The organism is Selenomonas sp. oral taxon 136 (assembly GCF_001554015.1).
GTDB classification, from domain to species: domain Bacteria; phylum Bacillota; class Negativicutes; order Selenomonadales; family Selenomonadaceae; genus Centipeda; species Centipeda felix.
Window position 1 is genome coordinate 456,564 of record NZ_CP014239.1, and the last position, 16,831, is coordinate 473,394.

Annotated in this window: 4 protein-coding genes; all 4 read right to left on the reverse strand. The window is 62.2% G+C overall.

Translation table 11 applies throughout. From position 1 onward, the window contains the following. Positions 1 to 4: 4 nt before the first annotated feature. Positions 5 to 1,870 carry a molecular chaperone DnaK gene (gene dnaK / locus AXE86_RS02080; RefSeq protein ID WP_061944164.1) on the reverse strand — a complete coding sequence of 622 codons (1,866 nt, stop codon included), beginning with the start codon at positions 1,868 to 1,870 and terminating at the stop codon, positions 5 to 7. Positions 1,871 to 1,907: 37 nt separating this feature from the next. After that, positions 1,908 to 2,498 carry a nucleotide exchange factor GrpE gene (grpE, locus tag AXE86_RS02085; protein ID WP_009442846.1) on the reverse strand — a complete coding sequence of 197 codons (591 nt, stop codon included), beginning with the start codon at positions 2,496 to 2,498 and terminating at the stop codon, positions 1,908 to 1,910. Further along, positions 2,492 to 3,526: a heat-inducible transcriptional repressor HrcA gene (gene hrcA, locus AXE86_RS02090; protein WP_061944167.1), complete on the reverse strand. Its 1,035-nt coding sequence runs from the start codon at positions 3,524 to 3,526 to the stop codon at positions 2,492 to 2,494. The genes grpE and hrcA overlap by 7 nt, the downstream gene beginning before the upstream one ends. Before the next feature lie 253 nt (positions 3,527 to 3,779). After that, entirely contained in the window at positions 3,780 to 16,646 is a 12,867-nt protein-coding gene (locus AXE86_RS02095) for a filamentous hemagglutinin N-terminal domain-containing protein (protein WP_061944170.1), read from the reverse strand. Positions 16,647 to 16,831: the final 185 nt, after the last annotated feature.

Here is a 16,831-nt window from a genome sequence, read left to right on the forward strand (position 1 = left end):
CACCTTACTTCTTATCATCCTTGACTTCGGTGAACTCCGCATCGACGACGTTGTCGTCCTGCGGCGCTCCCTGCGCACCTGCGCCGGCATTTGCCTCCGCGCCCGGCGCTGCACCGGCGGCACCCGCCGCCTGCTGTGCCTGCTGATAGGCAGCGGCAGAAAGCTCATAGAGCGGCTGGCGGGCTTCCTCCGTCGCGGACTTGATTGCCTCGATGTCAGAGCCCTTGAGCGCCTCTTTCAGCTTATCAATGCCTGCCTGTACCTTGGAGACGAGCGCCTTGTCCGCATTCTCGCCGAGATCCTTGATCGCCTTCTCCGCCTGATAGACAAGGGAGTCGCCCGTGTTGCGCGCATCGACGGCTTCCTTCTGCGCCTTATCCTCGGCAGCGTGTGCCTCGGCCTCCTTGACCATGCGGTCGATGTCCTCTTTGCTCATGCCGCTGTCGGACTGAATCGTGATTTTCTGCTCCTTGCCCGTGCCGAGATCCTTTGCCGACACATTGACGATGCCGTTTGCATCGATGTCGAACTTGACTTCGATCTGGGGTACGCCGCGCGGTGCGGGCGGGATGTCCGTCAGCTGGAAACGGCCGAGGGTCTTGTTGCCCGCTGCCATTTCGCGCTCGCCCTGCAGGACATGGATCTCAACGCCCGGCTGATTGTCCGCCGCCGTCGAGAACACCTGGCTCTTCGAGGTCGGGATCGTCGTGTTACGCTCGATGATCTTCGTGCAGACGCCACCGAGGGTCTCGATGCCGAGCGAAAGCGGGGTAACGTCGAGGAGCAGGACATCCTTGACCTCACCGACGAGGACACCGCCCTGGATCGCGGCGCCGATGGAGACGCACTCATCCGGGTTGACGCCCTTCGAGGGCTCTTTGCCAAGGATCTTGCGGATGGCTTCCTGTACCGCAGGGATACGGGACGAGCCGCCGACGAGAATGATCTTGTCGATGTCGCTGCCCGAGAGCCCCGCATCCTCCATAGCCTTGCGCGTCGGCACCATCGTGCGTTCCACGAGGTCAGCTGTCAGCTCATCGAACTTCGCACGCGAGAGCGTCAGATCGAGATGCTTCGGGCCCGTGGCATCTGCCGTGATGAACGGCAGGTTGATGTTCGTCTGGCTCATGCTCGAGAGTTCGATCTTCGCCTTTTCAGCCGCCTCGATGAGACGCTGTGCGCTCATCTTGTCCTGCGAGAGGTCGATGCCGTTCTCCTTCTTGAACTCCTCGACCATCCAGTCCATGATCTTCTTATCGAAATCGTCGCCGCCGAGCACCGTGTCGCCGTTCGTCGCCTTGACTTCGAACACGCCCTCGCTCAGCTCAAGAATGGAGACATCGAATGTGCCGCCGCCAAGGTCGAAGACGAGCACCGTCTCATCCTGATCCTTATCCAAGCCATAGGCGAGTGCCGCCGCCGTCGGCTCGTTGATGATACGCAGCACCTCAAGGCCTGCGATCTTACCCGCATCCTTCGTCGCCTGACGCTGGCTGTCATTGAAGTACGCCGGCACCGTGATGACCGCCTGCGAGACCGTCTCGCCGAGATATGCCTCTGCATCACTCTTGAGCTTCTGCAGAATCATTGCTGAGATCTCGGGCGGCGTGTAGCTCTTTCCATCAATCGTGACATGATAGTTCGGATCACCCATGTGACGCTTGATCGACGAGATCGTGCGGTCAGGATTCGACACCGCCTGATTCTTCGCGAGGCGGCCGACGAGACGCTGGCCGTCCTTCGTAAAACCGACAACAGACGGCGTGATGCGGCTGCCCTCAGGATTCGTAATAACGACCGGCTCGCCGCCCTCCATCACGGAGACAACCGAGTTCGTCGTACCAAGATCAATACCAATTACTTTAGCCATGTTATATTCCCCCAAAAATCATAAAGATATTATTTCGTTAGTTACCGGCGACCTGCACCATCGCGGGGCGGATCACACGTCCTTTTGCCTGGTAGCCCTTCTGGAGCACCTGTGTGATCGTTCCGTCCTCTGCATCCGCATCCTCCACGCGCATCACCGCCTGGTGAAAATTCGGATCGAAGGGCTGGCCCTCTGCCTCGATGGCCTCAAGGCCGTGCTTCTGCATGACCTCACGCAGCTGCGTGTGAATCATCTCGACGCCCTTCTGGAACGCCTCGACATCCGTCTGCTCCACGGCGAGTGCCCGCTCAAAATTATCGAGGAGCGGCAACAGATCGCCGAGCATATTCTGCGTAATGACGGCGGCGAGTTCTTCTTTTTCCTTCGCCGTGCGGCGGCGGAAATTTTCAAAATCCGCCTGCAGGCGCAGGACACGATCACTCTTTTCCTTCAGCTCCGCCTCGAGTGCGGCAATTTTATCCGCCTCGGTCGGGGCGCTGTCCTCCTCCCCTGCGGGTGTGTCCGCCGCATCCGTCTCAGTCACAGCATCCGCAGCAGCCTCAGGCTGCCCCTCTGCCGTGTCCTGTACCTTCTCTTCTTCCTGCAAGCCGTTCACCTCTCCTACCACTTTAATTGATAGATCATTTCTGTCAAGTTCGTATTGACATAGTCAAGGATGCGCATTGCTTTCGCATATTCCATCCGCGTCGGCCCGAGCACGGCAATCGTTCCGAGCAGCTTTCCGTCGACATGATAGGTCGCCGTGATGAAGCTGCTGTCCCAAAACGTACTGCTCTCGTTCTCTCGCCCGATCGTGACTGTCAGGCCCTCTCCCGCATGGGTATGCAGGATATCCTTCACAAGATCCTCGCGCTCAAGGACGAGCAGCATCGCGCGTACGCGATCGAGATCCTGAAACTCGGGATTGCTGAGGAGCTGCGCTGTCCCACCAAGATAGAGACGACCATCCTCACGCCCTTCGAGCGCGCGGTGCATCACCTCCACCGCCGCAACAAAGATCGACTCATCGCCGATCGCATCACGTACGCGGCGCATATCCTGCTTTGTCACAGCACGGAGTGCCTTGCCCGAGAGCGTCTGATTCACCGCGCCCGCCATCCGCTGGAAGTCTGCGAACGTCGCACCGTCTGGAATCTCGACGATACGGTTTTCGACGAACCCTGCATCCGTCATGAGGACGGCAATCGCGTGACCGAGGTCAAGCGGCAGGAACTGCAGCATACGGAACGTGGACTGTGCCGCCTGCGGCGCAAGTACAAGCGAAACATTGTGCGTCACATCGGCGATGAGGCGCGCCGTTTCCTGAAACACCTCATCGAGCCGCCGCACGCGCCCTTTGTACCAATCATGAATCTTTGTCTTCTCGGCATCCGTCACCGGAGCGATAGGCTGCAGCCCATCGACGTAGAAACGATAGCCTTTCGAAGACGGAATACGCCCAGCGGACGTATGGGGATGCTCCAGATAGCCGAGCATCTCCAGATCTGCCATTTCGTTGCGAATGGTGGCAGGGCTGATGCCGAGATTGTACTTCTGCGCAAGCGTCCGTGACCCGACCGGCTCCGCCGATGCAATGTAGTCATCGACGACCGCCCATAGGATTTGGCTCTTGCGCTCATCCAGATCGTTCGACATTCACCCCTCTCCTTTCAATTCTGTTAGCACTCTATTGGTCTGAGTGCTAATCAAAATCTATAAAGAATATACAGCGTAAAAAACAAAAAGTCAATAGCAAAATGACAAAAAGTCAAATTTTTTATTGCGGATATCTCTTTTAGCGTCCCCTGCCATCCAAAAGATCGCAGGATTCCTTACCGTGACAGGACACAAGAAAAGAGCGACACGAAAACAAACTGTCCCGTACCGCTCCATAGGATGGAATAAACTACTACGCAGTCGGTTTATCCGCAAAGGCCTTGAAGATGTAGACCGCGCGGATCTCTACCGGCGTTACGCCGAGATTCTCAATTGCTGTGAGAAGTCCCGATGCCAGCACGGCGCGTTCCGCCTTGCGGTCTGAACTCGTCACAATCGTAAGTGCCGGTTCATCCTTCGGATAAAGCGTCACAATGCCGTTGCCAAACGTCACCTCATAGGCTCCGTTTGCTGTCTGATAGAGGAAGTTGAGCCTCTGCTCAGACATATTGCGGATTTCCTTCGGATCCGGAATGTCCACCTTCTTTGAGGCAGGCTTGATCGTCAGACGTACGGGACTATAGTTGATCGTATAGATGCCGTCGAGATCGCGCGAGCCGCCGTCCGTAAAGAGGACGGGGATTGCCTCAGCCGTGCTGTTGGGGATCTCCTCGTGGTGCACACCACGAATCCCGCGTGTCTTCCCGAGGTCAAAGCCGAACGAGCCGTCCGAGCCCTCAACATAGTCATGTGTCTCAGGGTTGTTCCCCATCGTGACAATGACCTTGTCGCTGGTCGGCACCTGCGTCGACCCCTGCGGCGTATTCGTCTCGGAGCCGCCTGTCGACGTGCCCGAACTGGAAGAAGATCCACCCGAGCTAGACGAGCCGCCGCCCGAGGAGGAGCTTCCGCCGCTTGTGGACGATCCACCCGTGCTGGTCGAAGAGCCGCCTGTCGTGGTAGACGAGCCACCCGTTGTGGTCGACGTTCCGCCCGTGCCCGTGGTCGAGCCCGTCGTTCTGCCTGTTGTCGTTCCCGGCGTTGTGCCACCGGTTGTTGTGCCCGTGCTGGGGGTTGCCCCGCCTGTGGTCGTTCCTGCACTCGGCGTAGAGCCCGTCGAACCGCCCGGAGTTGTCCCCGTGCCGCCCGTGGATGTACCTGTGCTCGGTGTCGAACCACCAGTAAGTCCACCTGTGCTAGGTGTCGAACCGCCGGTCAGGCCGCCGCCGCCAAGGCTGACACCGCCGCCCGAGCTGCCGCCCGGAATCGTCGTGCCGCCCGTCAGGCCGCCCGGATTGCCCGTGATGCTGCCCGTACCGCCGCCAACGACACTGATGCCGCCCGAGCTGCCGCCCGGGATTGCCGTGCCGCCGCCGACGCTGCCGCCGGGCATGCCCGGAACAGAGCCGGAACCGCCGCTCGTGAAGCTAAAGCCTCCCGTGCTGCCGCCCGGTGTCGGTGTAGAGCCCGGGACTGTGCCCGTGCCCGGCGTAGAGCCGCCGCTGGTCGACGAGCCGCCCGAACTGGACGAACCACTCGAGGAGGAGCTTCCGCCGCTTGTGGACGAACCACCAGATCTGGAGGAAGATCCACCAGTTGTAGACGAACCACCCGAACTGGAGGAAGAACCTCCTGTTGAAGTAGAAGAACCGCTCGTGCTGGTCGAGGAGCCGCCCGTCGAGGTAGACGAGCCACCTGTGCCCGTCGTGGTGCCACCGGTTGTTGTTCCCGTGCTGGGGGTTGACCCGCCTGTGGTCGTTCCTGCACTCGGTGTCGAGCCCGTCGAGCCGCCCGGGGTTGTCCCCGTGCCGCCCGTGCTCGGCGTTGAACCACCGGTCAGGCCACTGCCGCCAAGGCTGACACCGCCGCCCGAGCTGCCGCCCGGAATCGTCGTACCGCCCGTCAGGCCGCCTGGATTTCCGGTGATGCTGCCCGTGCCGCCGCCGACGACACTAATACCGCCCGAGCTGCCGCCCGGAATCGCCGTACCGCCACCGACGCTGCCGCCGGGCATTCCCGGGACAGAGCCGGAGCCGCCGCCCGTGAAGCTAAAGCCTCCCGTACTGCCGCCCGGTGTCGGTGTAGAGCCCGGGACTGTGCCCGTGCCCGGCGTAGAGCCACCGCTGGTCGACGTGCCCGTGCCGGAAGAAGATCCACCCGAGCTGGAGGATGAACCGCCGCCACTTGTGGACGAGCCGCCCGAACTGGAGGAAGAACCTCCTGTTGAAGTAGAAGAGCCACCTGTGCTTGTCGAGGAGCCGCCCGTCGAGGTAGACGAGCCACCTGTTGTGGTCGACGTTCCGCCCGTAACACCACTGGTGCTTGGCGTTGTGCCGCCAGTTACACCGCCGGTGCTCGGCGTTGAGCCACCAGTCAGGCCGCCCGTGCTTGGTGTAGAGCCTCCCGTAAGTCCACCCGTGCTCGGCGTAGAACCTCCCGTAAGACCACCCGTGCTAGGTGTCGAACCGCCGGTCAGGCCGCCCGTGCTCGGCGTTGAACCACCGGTCAGGCCACTGCCGCCAAGGCTGACACCACCGCCCGAGCTGCCGCCCGGAATCGTCGTACCGCCCGTCAGGCCGCCTGGATTTCCGGTGATACTGCCCGTGCCGCCGCCAACGACACTGATGCCGCCCGAGCTTCCGCCCGGAATCGCCGTACCGCCGCCGACGCTGCCGCCGGGCATCCCTGGGACAGAGCCAGAGCCGCCGCCCGTGAAGCTAAAGCCTCCCGTGCTGCCGCCCGGTGTCGGTGTAGTGCCCGGGACTGTGCCAGTGCCCGGCGTAGAGCCGCCACTGGTCGACGTGCCCGTGCCGGAAGAAGATCCACCCGAGCTGGAGGATGAACCGCCGCCACTTGTGGACGAACCGCCCGAGCTGGAGGAAGATCCACCAGTTGTAGACGAACCACCCGAACTGGAGGAAGGACCTCCTGTTGAAGTAGAAGAGCCACCTGTGCTTGTCGAGGAGCCGCCCGTCGAGGTAGACGAGCCACCTGTTGTGGTCGACGTTCCGCCCGTGCCCGTAGTTGAGCCCGTCGTGCCGCCGCCCGTTGTTGTACTCGAAGCAGACGATCCACCTGTGCCCGTCGTTGTGCCTGTTGTCGTGCCCGGTGTAGAGCCGCCGCCCGTCGTGGTCGAGCTGCCCGGTGTTGTGCCCGGCGTCGGAACAGTTCCGCCGCCTGCACCACCGCCACCTCCGGCTCCACCGGCACCTCCGGCACCCGTACCACCGCCGCCACCGCCAGGCAGTCCGCCGATGCTGGGTCCGGGGCCGCCGCCGAGGCTGCCGGAGCCGCCCGTCTGCGTGCCGACAGATGCACCGCCGCCGCCCGTCGTCATGCCGGATGTCGTCTGTGACGATGTCGTTGTACTCGTCGTCACTGCTACACCGCCCGGCGTGCTCGGCGTAAAGCCCGTCGGTTTGATGGTCAGCGTGCCGGGCTCATATACAAAACGATAGTTTGCAAGATTCGTCGCACCGGTATAGCTGCCCGTAACAGAGGATGGGTCAATGGTGATTACGTTGTTATACGTCCCCGCATTGGTCGTTGTCGTTATCGACGGCGCATAGGTCGACGTGATTCCCGTAATGGGAATGCTATCCACCGGGAGCAGCCCGCGATTTGTTGCACTCGTTCCGTGCTCAACGGTGTATGCCGTCACGACGGGATTCGGCTGCCCGTAGTTGCGCTCGGCATTTCCTGCCGTCACCTTTACCTCACGCGGCGTGATGCTGAAATTGCCATCTCCGTAGTGAATCGTATAGTTGGAAGCCAGCCCTGTACCGAACGTTGCGCCCGAAACCCGTGTCCAGAGACCTGTCGTTCCTGCATCCGTCGTGACGGTCACCGTCGGATCAATCGTCTCCGTGACGGCAGAAATCGTATCGCCGTTGGCAAGCCCCGTCGTCGCCGTCGCCGTGCGTACGTTAATCATCGACGTACCGCCCGTATAGGTTGCTATGCTGTTCTCTGCGCCGTACGCGCGGGTCTTATTTCCTGCATCAATATAGAGGTCGCGCTTCGTGATGTCGAAGCCGCCGTCGACGTAGGTGATGTTGTAGTTCGACGCCTTGCCCACGCCGAAGGTCGCGCCCGCGATCTTCGTCTTGAGCCCCGTCGTGCCCGCGTTCGTCGTGATGAGGGCGTTCGTCGACTCCGTGACGTCGGCGATCGTGTCGCCGTTCACGAGACCCGTCGTCCCCGTCGCGGCGTCAGCGCGGAACTTCGACGTGCCGCCCGTATAGACGGCGGTGCCGTTCTCCGTGCCGTAAATGCGCGTCTTGCTTCCTGCACGCAGTGTCAGATCGCGCGGCGTAATCGTGAAGCTGCCGTCCTCGTAGGAGATGTCGTAGTTATTGGCATTGCCCGTACCGAATACGGCATTTGCAATCTTCGTCTTGAGTCCCGGCGTTCCTGCATCCGTCGTGACGGTCGCACGCGAATCAATCGTCTCCGTGACCGTCGAAACCGTATCGCCGTTGACGAGGTTCGTGCTCGCCTTGACGCGGAAGAGATTCGTGCCATTGACATAGCCCGCCGTCGCGTTCGCCGTGCCGTAGATGCGGCTCTTATCGCCCGCAAGGAGTGTCAGCGGGCGCTTTGTGATGTTGAAATGTCCGTCAACGTAGGTGATGTTGTAATTGTTTGCCGTGCCCGACGAGAAGTGTGCCGCGCTTGCCTTTGTCCAAAGACCTGCCGTGCCCGCATTCGTCGTAACGGTTGCCGTCGGGTCAATCGTCTCCGTCACATCGTCGATGGCATCGCCGTTGACGAGTCCCGATGTCGCGGTTGTCGCGCCGACGTTGACCTTCGCCGTATTGTTGACATAGCCCGCCGTCGTATTGGCATCGCCGTAGACGCGGCTCTTGTCGCCCGCCGTGATGGTGAGTGCACGCTTCTTGATCGTCAGCGTGCCGGGATCGGACGTGATATGGTAGTCCGTCGCAAGGCTGCGGCTGCCCGTGGCGAGCGCCGCACCGTTCAAGGTCATCGTGTAAGTGCCGACACCCGTGCGCACGGTAACATCATTCGTGCCGTCCGTCGCCGTGACCGTATACTTGGCAAAGCTGTCACCCGAAAGGAGCGTGCCTGTATGCGTCGTACTCGATGTCATGGTCACGCTGTCGTTCGACGTGCCGTAAATGCGCTCGCCGCTCGGCGCGGTGAAGAGGATGTCGATGGGTTTGATGGTGAGCTTGCCCGGAACGTACTTGAACTTGTAGTTCGTCGCGGAGAGCGTGCTGTTTTTCAGGTCAACACTGTACTCGCCCGCATGGACAGCGCCCTGTGCGTAGCCCGTCGTCTTCGTCGCGTCCGCAATCGGGGTATAGGAAACAGCACCCGAGAGAAGTCCCGGTGTATTTTCCGTCTGGCTGTTCGCGAAGTTCGAGAATGTGACGCCCGCGTTGCCCGTATAGCTGTGCGGATTGCCGTCGTAGTTTACGGTCGATGTCTTGCCCGTAACCGTGACGACGCGCGGCACGATGCGGTAGTCGACCGTGATCTTGTAGTTGAGGTCGTTATGTCCCTGATAGGTGATTTTCTCATTGGCAATGGTCGAATCCGAGCCGTAGGTATGCGCACCCGAACGCATATTGACATCGGTCATTGCATTGGTCACTGTGCCGTCTGCCGTATTAACGTCGGCATTGACATTTGTCAGCTTCGTCGTGCCGAAATTGTGCGTGCCCGAGTCAATCACATGGGCACGGATATAGTCGACCTCCGTCTTGTCAAGCGCACGGCGCTTGAGATTGCCGTCGTCTTCGATATGGAAGCCCGCCGTCGAGTTGAAGAAGGCCGCGTTGTCATCGCCGTAGGCGCGCGTCGAGTAGAACTTGAGCGTCGGCTGGTAGTTGTAGTACATCGCGTTCTGCCCCGCCGGCGGCTGCGGCTTATGCGGATCATCATAGGCCACGCCGTATTTGCGGAACTGGAAGACGAGACCGTTGATCTCGTTGTTCACCGAGTCTTCCGTATGGACGACGTACTTGTGGCCGGGCGCCGTCTTGATGGCGTCCGCGCCCGCCTTGTTCTTGAAGGATCCGCCCCTCGACTCGATGACGACGTCGGACGTGCCCGTGCCGACGATCTGCCCGCCCGAAGCGATGGTCACATCGCCGCCGCCCGAGTTCTTGATGCTGATGGGCGTCGTCTCGCCCGTGACCTTGCCCGAGATCGTCGTACCCTTCGCCGTCTCGATGTTGACGCCGTGCTTCGACGTGACATTGCCGATCTTCTTGATCTCGTTCGCGCCCGTGAGGTTCACGTTGTTCGCCGTGACGTCGAGAACGGGGACGCTCTTCATGACGCCCGTCGAAGTCACGTCGCCCTTCGTCTTGATCTCAAGGCCGTCCGTGAGCGTATCGGGAATATCGACATTGCCGACGCTGATGTTGCCTGCATTGTCGCCGCCGACGCGGATCTTCTTGAACTTCGCGCCGTCCGTGTTCTTCAAAAGGCCGTTCGGGCCGAAGACATCGTTGCCCAGCACGAGGCTGGACGGCGCACCGCCGGCCCCCGGCGTACCGAAGGAGATGCTCTGGTTCGGCGAATAGGTGTCGAAGGAGACTTCGCCGTGCCCCGAGATGCTGCTGCCGTTCGTCACATTGAGCGTATCCGCCTGGATGGAGACATTGCCGTCATGATTCCGATCTGCGCCGTCCGCATTGATATGCGTATCGTCGAGATTGACCTCACGGCTGCCGATGGTGAAGTCCCGCCCATGCGTATTGATATTGCCCGCAAGATTGACGCTGCCCGAGCTGCTGTTGACCGCCTGCTGGATGTTCACGCGGAACGGCATATCGATCGAGCCGCTCTGCCATAACCTTCCACCGCCTGCGCGGTCGCCGATGTTGATGATCTCGTAGCCCCAGAACTGGCGGTTGTTGCCGCTGAAATACTTGTCGAGCAGGGAGAGCTTATTCGGGTCATTCACATTGCCGCCCATCTTGAGGTCGCGACCATGCGTCGCCGGAAGGATGTTCAGGGCTTTGCTGCCCGTCATCTTGCCGTTCAGGTCGACGGCGTCCGCCTTGAGCGTGAGAGCGCCCGTGCCCGTGCTCACTTCGCTGCCCTCCGCCGTGTTCAGTTTGTTTCCTTCCAGATTCAGCGCATTCCCGTTCGTATTGATCTTCGTCGAGCTGTCGATGTCGATCGTGCCCGCGTCGGGCTTGGTGCGGATCGTCGTCGCATCGACGAAGTTCAGGGTGCCGCCGACATTGACTTTGCCGGAGACATCCTGTCTGCCGAGGTAGACGTGCTCGAAGCCGTCCTTGATCTTGTTGCCGCCGAAGAGATCTGCGCCGAGCGTCAGCCCCGTCAGCCCCGTGCCGGACTTGCCGATGTTGATGTCGGTCCCCGCCGTCGCCTGCTCAAGCTCCAGCGCTCCCTTGCCGAAGACTGCCTCGTTAAAGGTCATCTCGTCCGCCGCGAGCTTGATGTTGCCGTTATTCGTTGTCCCCCCCGAGGTGACAGAGCCCGCCTTGACGCCCGCAATGGTACGCGAAGGAACCGGCGCCCCCGAGGGCGTCGTGATCGTGCCGATCGTCAGCTTGTTCGATTTCACGTTGACCGCATAGGCGTCCGCCGCGAGCGTGCCGATCTCGTTGTCCTTGTCGAGGGTGATGCTGCCGCCCGCGGCAGCCACCGAGCCGTCGCGGTTCAGGCTGGAGGAGATCACGGCGAGATTGTCCGTCTTGATCTTGCCCGCCGTCTGGCTGGCGTCCTGCAATGCGTTCACGGTCAGGATCTTGCCCGAGGCAAGCGTCATGTCGCCCGTGAAGTTGATGTGCTTCGCCTGCAGGGTCGTGTTCTGCCCGAGCGAAGAGCCTGCCACGTTGATCGTATCCTGCGTGGTCTCCCCGCCCTTCGGATCGACGTTGCCGATGCTGTAATGCGAGAAGTTCGGGCCGAACACGTTCGTCATCTTGTCGTTCGTCAGCTTCAGGTCGCCCGCCGCGCCGTCGCCGACGCCGATGGACTTCGCCCCGCTGTAGGTACCGATGCCGAGCGTGCCCGCGCCGGTGACGGAGGGGCCCGACGCACCCGCGACGAGGTTCGCTATATTGTTCGTGTAGAGGTTCAGCGCACTGCCCGTGGCGATCTCCATCTTGCCCGCGCCGCCCGTGTTCTCGATCGCGCCCGTCGTGAGCGTGACCTTGTAGTTCTTGCCCGAGCTGTCCGTGCCGACCTTGAGTCCGCCCGCGCCGATGACCGCCTTGCCCGACTCCGCCGTCTTGACGATGACGCGGTTGTTCGCCTCAAGGCCGTCGATCGTGACGGTGTCGCTCCTCTGGTCGCCGAGGACAAGCTCCGAGAACTGATTGCCGAAGAGCTTGCCGTTGAGCTGGTCGCTCGTGATGTGGAGCCCCGCGCCCGCTGCAGCGTTGTTGAGCGTCAGGTCGCCCTGCGTCTTTCGCGTGATGACGAGGCCGCTCTTGCCGACGATGTTGGTCGTATTGTCGTCCAACGTCGGCGTGATGATCTTGTCCGTATGCACGCGAAGCGCGCCGACCGTGTCCGTGCCAGAGTCGAGCTGCGCCCTTGCGTCAAGCTGCACGTTGTTGCCCGTAACATCGACCCAGACAGGCGTAGAGCCATCAACAACCTTTACCTTGGCGTCCTCATTCAGAATGACATTGCCGCCGCGCGAGTTGAGCGTCGCCTGTGCGTAGTTGCCCTCGACCTTGAGTGCAGCCCCTTGCTCCAGATGAATATCGCCGTCCGTCTGGATGTTGATCTCCGCGCCGTTGTCCTTCGATGTGCCGCCATCGCCCTTGACGTGGACGGTCTTTCCCTGTTCCACGGTAAAGCCGCCCGTGATGACCGTATCCGGATCATAGCCCGCCCTCGACGTATCCGCACCGATTTTGAGCTTCGTCCCCTTACCCACGATGGAGACATCATCCTTTACCACGACGCCGAGCCTGCCCGCCGCGTTAATGGACTTCTTGACGGTGCCGCCGTAGAAATAGAGGTGCTGATTGCCCGCGACGTCGAAGCCGCCGAAGCCATCGAGCGTCTCGTTGATCGTGCGATAGGAGATGCGGAACTCCCCGTGCGATGCGTCCGCAGCATTGTCGCTGATGACGATGTCCTTACCCGTAGGGACATTGCCGACCTTGATGTTGCCGCCCTCTGCTCCGTGCACCTTGCCGTTTCCAAGGTCGATGCCGCCCGAGAGGTCGAGGTCGAGGTTCTTGACGGCGAGCGTATCGGTTGCATTCGGCAGCTCCGCCGTCTGTGCCTTGATCTTCATGTCGGACTTGCCGTCCGCGCCCGCCTTGTTCGTTCCTTCGAGCTTGACATGACCAGTCGTCTCGATGTCCGACGGATTCTTGAAGGTTGTGTCCTTGACCTTGATGTCGCCGCTCTGGCCGTTGCCGCCGATCTTGATATTGCCGTACTGGGCGTTGTTGACGTTCCAGTCGTTCGGGCCCGTGCCGATGTTGATCGCCTGCGCCTTCGTCGCCTTTTCGAGCGTAAGCGTCTTGCCGACGTTGATCTTGCTGCCGAGGTTCATGTCGTCGGCTTCGAGCTTTGCATCGTCCTTCGTCTTGATCTTCTCTTCGACGTTGAGCTTCTTGCCCGCGTCGAGCTTGATATGCGTGGACTTCGCCTCGATGCCCTCGACGTCCTTCTTGGGATCGACGTTGCGGTTCTCGATCTTGGTGACACGCATATCGGTCTTGTTGGTCAGCGTGAGCGTTCCCGTGTCCGTGAGGTCGGCGGCGATGTCCCCGATCTTGTTGAGCTGCGAGTCGATCACCATGTCGCCCTTGCCGAGGAGCAGGAGCTTGCCGACCTCGAAGCCCGCCGTCGCCGCCTGCGTCAGGCCGACGCCGTGCACGGCGAGCGTGTCCGTCGCCGCGCCATGCACCGTGCCGGTGAAGGCGAGGGCGCCGTTCGTCAGGATGCTCGTATACTTCGGCAGAGCCGTGATCTCGCCGATCGTCGCCGTGCCCGCGTTGTCCTTCGAGCCGATGGCGACGTTGTAGAAGTTTCCTGCCGCCAGCTTGCCGATGGCCGCATCCGATAGGAAGGCGCCCGTGCCGCCGACGGTGAAGTTGCCCGCCGTCTTTTTCTGCACAGCAAAGACGCCCGTTCCGGAGAACGTGCCATCCAGACTCACGGCATTGGCGGTGACCGTCGTCTTGCCCGATCCTGCGGCAAGGGACGATCCCGCATCGAAGTTCACGTTGCTTCCCGTGAACACCATGTCCTTGTTGTTCGTGTTCGTGACCGCGCCCGTGACCTTGACCGTGTCGCGGGAGATGACGGCGAGCGGCGCCTGGACGGCGGTCGTGCCGATCTCGATGTTGCCCGTCTGGGCATTGCCGATCTGCACCGTGCCCGTGCCCGAGTCGATGAAGGAGAGGTCCGCCATGGCGATATCCGCCGCAGGCGACGCTGCCGGCGCATTGACCGACATCGTCTTGCCCGCCGTCCGCGTCTCGATCGTGACCGCGCCGTTCGCACTTGAAAGGACGCCGGTCTCTCCCGCAGGGAGAGACAGCGCATCCGCCTTGACATCGATCGTTCCGCCGGCGGTCTTGACCTTCGCCCCCGTGCCGAGGGAGACGGCATTCGCCTCGAAGGCAGTTTCCGCCGCGCCGGTCGAGGCGATCTGGGCGCCGTCTTCTACGGCGAGCGTGCCCGAAGCCTTGAGCTTCAGTGCGCCCGCGCCGTTCTTGAGCGCCGCCGCGCCGCCCGCCAGAGGCGTCGTGCCGCCGACCGTGAAATCGCCCGCGACGTCGATATCCGCGCCGCCCGCGCCCGTCACTAGACCCGTCTCTGCGCCGACCGCAAGGTTGCCGCTGTTCTTGAGGGTGAGCTTCTTCGCCTTGCCGTCGACGTTCTTGACCGCGTTCGCGCCCGTGAGGCTGACCTCGGCATCCGCCGCGTCGAGCCGCAGCGCATCGGTCGTGATTTTGCCCGTGCCCGCAACCTGTCCCTTCGAGGCGAGCGTCAGCGCATGGCCAGCGGCGACGTCCACCGTACCGCTGACCGCCATCGTGCCCGCGCCCGTGCTTAGTTCGAGGTCGCTGCCCGACGTGACGCCGCCGACGGTGATGTTCGCCTTCTGCCCCGCGTCGCCGACGATGTTCTTGTAGAAGTTCGTGATCTTGCCCGAGCCGGAGAACGTATTGCCCGCGAGGTCGAGTCCGCCCGTGCCCGTGCCGAAGTTGATCGCGCGCCCGTCCGAGAGCGTCCAGACCTTCGCATAGCCCGCAGGATCGTTGTCGCCCGTGATCTGTCCCGCGAGGTCGATGGTGTCCGTGCGCAGCTCGACCGTGCGCGTCGTGATGCTCCCGCCGAGGGCGATACCCTTGCCGCCGCCCGTGGATTTTCCGACGAGCGTAACCTTGCCAGCGCCCGCCGTGATTGTCGCGCCCGCGAGTGATACGCCCGCCGCGTTCGCCGTCGTGCTGCCTGCAAGTTCTACATTGCCGCTCGCCGTGGCGCCGTCCGTCGTGTCAATCGTGACGCCGTTGAGCATGATGCCCGCTTCGCCCGCACTCTGCGAGTTGGCAAAGCCGACGCCATCTTCGACAAGACCGCCGCCGATCTTGACATTGCCGCCGAGCGTCTTGATATTCTTTCCACTCGCGACGCTGACACTGCCGCCCGCACGGTGGTTCGTATCGGAGGTGATGTCCACATTGAGCTTGCCCGCCGTCGACGTGATGTCAGCGTTGATGTTGACGCTGCCCGTTGCTTTCAGGGAAAGGGTCGCGTCGCCGCCCGCCGTCTTTGTGATGGCATTCGACACGGTGATGGAGTTGTCGTTCGGTCCCGTGAGATTGTCCGTCTGGATGTTCACGGAGGTTCCGTTGTTCAGCGTGTCGGTGACCTTCTGCACGTCCGCCATGGAGTTGCCCTGCAGGGGGTCGCCCGCGTGGCGCGTCTTGACCTCGATGTCGCCCGGGTCGATCAGCCATTCGCCCGCCTTGCCGCGCTCGGAGGAGGCGCGCACGTCGCCCGTGATCCAGACCTTCGCGCCCGAGGTCTCGACCATGCCGCCCGCGCCCTCGCCCCTGCCGCGCGCCGTGATCTCGCCCGCGAAACGCGTCTCGCCGTCCGACCAGACGGCGACGGTGCCGCCCGCACCGCCGTCCGCCGTCGCGTCGGCACGCAGAGCCGCGCCGTGCGCGATGCTCACGTTCGCGGCGTGTGCGAGCGTCCCCGTGCCCTGCCAGCCGCCGCCGATCTCGATCGTGCCGCCCTGCATGCCGCTCGCATCCGTCAGGCTGCCCGTGCCGAGGTTCACATCACGCGCCGTGATGCGGATCGCACCCGGCGCGTCTGCGAGGGAGGAGGCACGGACGATGCCGTCCTGATTGACCGCCGAGCGCGTGAGCATTTCGCCTGTCGCAGCGGACATAAAAACAAGGCCTCCGTCTGCCTCGACGAGACCTTTGTTCGTGACCGCCTGTTCCAGTGCCGCCTTGGTGGGGACGACCTCGACCTTGCCGTCGCCGCCAAAGTCGAGTGTGACCGCCTCGCCCGCTGCGAGGGCCGCCGTGCCCTTCTTCGCGACGACGACGCCCTCGTTGACGACGTCCTTGCCGAGGAGGGCGATGAGCCCGCCGTTCTGAGCGGCGAGCGATGCCTTGTTGATGACCTTGCCGCCGTGCTCTGTGCCGACGAAGTTATAGCGTCCCGCCATGAAGTCCGCATTCGTGATGTTCATGGTGGAGGCGATGATCGCGCCCGCATCGACCTGTGCGCCCGGGGCGAAGTAGACGCCCGCCGGGTTGACGAGGAAGACGCGTCCGTTCGCCTGCAGCTGTCCGAAGATCTCGGACGGGTTGCTGCCGAGGACACGGTTCAGGAGGGCCGCCTGTGCGTTCGGCTGAAGGACGCTCACGCGCTCGCCCGCTGCGATGTTGAAGCTCTGCCAGTTGATGACGGCGTTCTGCGAGTTCTGATGGATCGCCATCTCTGCCGCGTTCGAGGCGATCTGTGCGTCGCCGGCCGCGACCTGTCCGCCCTGCGGAAGGGCAAGTACGGGCTCTGCCGTGCTCGCCAATAATGTCCCTGCTGCAAAGAAACTGACGCCGCTGCGCAGGGCGCGTCGCAGGCGTCCGCGACGGTGTCTGTTCATGATGCTCATTGTCGTATCCCCTTTATCCCAAAGACCGTCCGACGTGCGTCGGAATCCCTATACTCTGTCCTCTGTTGATTCTTCTTTATGGTGCTCCCACCACCGCAAGCGGTCCCCCTCCCCCGTCAAACGGGGGAGGCTATGGGTGTGTTTGCCGTTCTGCCTCCCATCGAACGGGAGAGGCTGTGGTGTTG